Origin of the sequence: Pedobacter sp. (genome assembly GCF_045628745.1) — a bacterium.
Classification (GTDB): domain Bacteria; phylum Bacteroidota; class Bacteroidia; order Sphingobacteriales; family Sphingobacteriaceae; genus Pedobacter.
This window is the reverse complement of the sequence record NZ_JAZQPU010000072.1, coordinates 1-3,375: the sequence shown is the minus strand read 5'-3', so window position 1 is coordinate 3,375 and position 3,375 is coordinate 1. Positions and strand designations below refer to the sequence as shown.

At 38.7% G+C, this 3,375-nt stretch carries 4 protein-coding genes; all 4 read left to right on the top strand.

The genetic code is table 11. The features are described 5' to 3' along the window. The first annotated feature begins 10 nt into the window (after positions 1 to 10). The 4 genes from ACR2F7_RS03425 (at position 11) to ACR2F7_RS03410 (ending at position 3,271) form a co-directional block, all read left to right on the top strand. Positions 11 to 148 (top strand): LytTR family transcriptional regulator DNA-binding domain-containing protein, encoded by a 138-nt coding sequence (locus ACR2F7_RS03425; protein ID WP_432712192.1) that lies wholly within the window; start codon positions 11 to 13, stop codon positions 146 to 148. Positions 149 to 259: 111 nt separating this feature from the next. Next, positions 260 to 1,921 carry an ArnT family glycosyltransferase gene (locus ACR2F7_RS03420; protein WP_432712191.1) on the top strand — a complete coding sequence of 554 codons (1,662 nt, stop codon included), beginning with the start codon at positions 260 to 262 and terminating at the stop codon, positions 1,919 to 1,921. Further along, entirely contained in the window at positions 1,882 to 2,643 is a 762-nt protein-coding gene (locus ACR2F7_RS03415) for a glycosyltransferase (RefSeq protein ID WP_432712190.1), read from the top strand. The genes ACR2F7_RS03420 and ACR2F7_RS03415 overlap by 40 nt, the downstream gene beginning before the upstream one ends. Next, positions 2,624 to 3,271 carry a lipid-A-disaccharide synthase N-terminal domain-containing protein gene (locus tag ACR2F7_RS03410; RefSeq protein WP_432712189.1) on the top strand — a complete coding sequence of 216 codons (648 nt, stop codon included), beginning with the start codon at positions 2,624 to 2,626 and terminating at the stop codon, positions 3,269 to 3,271. The genes ACR2F7_RS03415 and ACR2F7_RS03410 overlap by 20 nt, the downstream gene beginning before the upstream one ends. The last annotated feature ends 104 nt before the right edge of the window (positions 3,272 to 3,375 follow it).

Sequence of the window (3,375 nt, the reverse complement as noted above, 5' to 3'; positions counted from 1 at the left end):
CAACCAGTTTATCCGCATCCATCGCTCCTACATTGCCTCTATTCAAAAAATTTCCGCCTATACTGCATATGATATTGAAATTGGCAGTCTTGAATTACCTATCGGAAGACAATATATGACCGCTGTAAAGAAAACATTTTCGCCATAATTTATTGAAATACAAAAGCTCTGATTTCCTTTGTTATAAATTTATAGTGTTCATTTTGTTCCATAAAACATTTATACATTCCTTTAGTTAATATACGCATAGACAAGGTGCATGACCAGGAAATTTAACGAATCCACCAGATCAGTCCTCTTCTTATTCGTATTGCTGTTCTCTTTTTTATGGCACCTGAGCAACTGGGGAGTGATGGAAAGCAGTGAAGCCCGTTATGCTGAAATTGCCAGAGAAATGCTGCAAACTGGTAACTGGCTCATCCCTCAATACCTGGAAATCTCTCATTTCGACAAACCCCCAATGACTTATTGGATCACCGCTTTGGGCTTACAGCTCTTTGGGGTAAATCCTTTTGGCGCTCGTTTTTTCTCGCAAATAGCCTTTATTATACAAATCATCATTCTTTATAAAATAGTATGGGAATTAATAGGCGATAAAAAACTTGCCCTTTCCGCAGCGCTGATTTACGCTGCAATGCCCTTAGTATTGATCTCCATCCGTAATTTAACAACCGATGCTTATTTAAACACTTTTGCATTGTTAGCCGTTTGGTTTTATTTGCGCTTTAATAGAACACAATCCATCAAATGGCTCTACCTCTTTTTTACTTGCTTGGGCCTGGCTATCTTTACCAAAGGTCCTTTTGGCATCTTATTGCCTTTATTGGCCATTCACCCCCTCCGCCAATTCCAAAACCCTCACCTCCAACAACATCCCAAAATACGCATTCATTTTTACCTGGGCACCTTGTGCTGCATCATCATCGGTGGCTGGTGGTTTTTCTACCTCATGTATCATTCCCATCAATTTTATCATTTTTTTGTGGGCGATCAACTTTTCAATAGAATTGCGCATGCTGATGCCATGAAAAGAAATGAACCATTTTGGTATTATTTCATTCTTTTACCACTGTTCATCCTTCCTGTACTGAGCTTATTTGCAGGCAGTGTTCCTCATTTTTTCAAACAGCAACATGGTCAATTGAAATGGTTAATCGGCATGACTATACTGCTTCCCCTATTTTTATTTTCCTTATCAAGCTCCAAACTTAGTTTGTACATTTTACCCCTGATGCCGTATATTGCTATCGTAACCGCTTTTTATTTCCATCAATTAGAAGAACGAAAACTTAAATTTCACTTCTATTACACCCTTACTTTTAACCTGCTGCTCTTCACCACCATTATATTATTTTACCTCGGCATCTTTCCAAACATTAGCGCTCATCCAGGTGTTTTTACCATAAGCCTGTTGTTTTTATGGCTGTTTTATATGGGCTTTACCGTTTATAAAACTATCGCTTTACAACATAAGATCCTGCTGCTCTTTATCTCTTTACCCCTATTTGTTGTACCTATCTCCACAAATATTTTAGAACACGCAGCTTTCAGCAGCACGGTTAAGGTCACCAACTTCATCAAAAGCAAACACCTGGAAAATCAACACCTCATCATTTGGAACAGGGCAATTAACGCCATCCCATTTGAACTGCAACGAAAAACCTTTAGTGTTAAATATGAGCATTACTCGTTACAAAGGAATACCAGTTTTCAACCCAATTTAAAATGGAAAAATTACCTGATTGATATTAAGCAGCAAGAGGGCCTCAGTTACCTGAAAACTTTGCAGCAATCACCCTCCTTGCTCATCACCAGGGATGTGATTCCTCCACAATTCAAGGACCTGTTGAGCATATACAATCAACAAAAAACCATAGGCAAATGGACGGTATATTTCAAACAACCCTGCGCTATCAAATGACCATTATTATTCCGGTTTATAATGAGGAAGAAAACCTTGACCGGCTCATCAGCACCTTTATGGCTTATTTCGCGGAGAGCACAACTAAAAGTAAAGTCCTGTTTATTGATGATGGTTCTACAGACCACAGTTTTAAAAAGATTGAAATGGTATGTGCTCAGGAAGAAAACTTTGAATACATTAAGTTCTCCAGGAATTTTGGTTTAAGTAGTGCCATTAAAGCTGGAATTGACCATATAAACACACCGCTTACCGGTTATATTGATGCAGATCTACAAACAAGCCCTTTTGACTTTGAGCGCTTACTAAATCAAATGGACGGATATACTATGATTTTAGGCTACCGTGGCAACAGAAAAGACACTTTTAGCAAGCGCCTCCAGTCTAAAATCGCAAATACCTTACGTCGGTATTTAATCAATGATGGCATTATCGACACCGGTTGCCCCCTTAAAATCATTAAAACTGCGGCGGCAAAAAAGATCCCTTTTTTTGATGGCATGCACCGCTTTATACCAGCGCTGATCTTACTGCAAAAAGGCAGCGTTAAACAGGTCAATGTACAACATTTCCCCCGGCTAGCAGGGAAATCGAAATTCACCCTATTTAACCGTTCCATCAAACCCTTGCAGGATACTTTTGCTTTTCGATGGATGCGCAAGCGATACATCAACTATGCTATTGAATTAATCAAGCTCAAAAATGTCAATATTAATCAATAAATATTTAGTCTATGCCGTAGGTTTCATTGCCCAGCTACTTTTCTCCTGGAGGATGATCCACCAATGGCTTTCATCTGAAAAAATACAAAAGACACAAGTGCCGCAGCAGTTCTGGGTGCATAGTTTAACGGCCTCTTTCTTGTTGTTTGTCTACGGTTGGCTAAGAAATGATTTTGCTATTATTTTAGGTCAGTCGATTACTTATTTCATTTATATTCGCAATATGCAGCTGCAGGGCACATGGAAAAAGCTCCATTCCCTGCTTAGGTTATTCTTGTTGTTTTTCCCTTTTGCCATTGTTATCTATGCTTTCAACAACACCCAGATCGACCTGCACCGCTTTTTTAAAAATGAATACATCCCTTTATGGCTTATTCTGTTAGGTAGCATAGGCCAGGTCATTTTTACTTTCCGCTTTATTTATCAATTAACTTATTCAGAAAAGCGTAAAGAATCGCTATTACCTCTGGGCTTTTGGCTGATCAGCCTAATAGGTTGCCTTTTAATTCTAAGCTATGCCATCATCAGAAAAGACCCTGTGTTGTTTACAGGACAAATAGCAGGCCTTGTAGTATATAGTAGAAACATTATGATTATCAGAAAAAAAAAGCCACTCTTACATGGGTAAAAGCGGCTTTAATGTAGAATTCCTTACAAAGACTTAATGTGCATGTCCCATTCCCATACCTGAAAGATTTGAATGCTGAGAACTTCTTACGGTGCATAAACCTG